This is a genomic window from Paenirhizobium naphthalenivorans, assembly GCF_007992095.1.
Lineage (GTDB): Bacteria > Pseudomonadota > Alphaproteobacteria > Rhizobiales > Rhizobiaceae > Allorhizobium > Allorhizobium naphthalenivorans.
This window is the reverse complement of record NZ_BJZP01000126.1, coordinates 1-702: the sequence shown is the minus strand read 5'-3', so window position 1 is coordinate 702 and position 702 is coordinate 1. Positions and strand designations below refer to the sequence as shown.

General features: G+C 64.2%; 1 protein-coding gene. It reads left to right on the top strand.

What is annotated here, in order from left to right:
• The coding region (locus RNA01_RS23495; RefSeq protein ID WP_503826407.1) for a DUF8437 domain-containing protein at window positions 1-702 on the top strand (702 nt) is incomplete at both ends.

Below are 702 nucleotides of genomic sequence, written 5' to 3'. Positions count from 1 at the left end.
GAAACCGGGGCCGATCTTTTCGGAACGGGTGATTGCCCCGCCGGCAGCACCGACGATTACCTCACCTGCCGATGCGCTCGCCGTCGTGCTGAATGAACGAGGCCACGTCGATATCGACCATGTCGCCGAGCTGCTGCACAGCGATCCTGCTGATGTGATCGACGAGCTGGGCGAAGCTATCTTCCGTGATCCGGCCGATGGATCGTGGAAGACGGCAGACGGATATCTCTCAGGGGCCGTCCGCACAAAGCTTGCGGCCGCGCAGGCAGCGGCCGAGCTCGACCCCGCCTATGAGCGCAATGTCTGCGCCCTCCAGGAGGTGCAGCCGGCTGATCTCCGGCCATCCGACATCACAGCCCGCCTCGGCGCCCCGTGGATCCCGGCCGCCGATGTCGTTGCCTTCGTCAGGCAAAAGATGGGGGCGGAAATCCGCATCCACCACATGCCGGAGCTTGGGTCCTGGACGGTGGAGGCACGGCAGCTCGGTTACAGCGCCGGTGGCACATCGGAATGGGGAACCAGCCGCCGCCATGCCGGCGAGTTGCTGGCCGATGCGCTGAATAGCCGAGTGCCTCAGATCTTCGACACCTTCAAGGATGTGGATGGCGAGCGGCGCGTTCTCAATGTCGTTGACACCGAAGCCGCGCGGGACAAGCTGCAGAGGATCAAACAGGCGTTTCAGGACTGGGTCTGGACCGATCC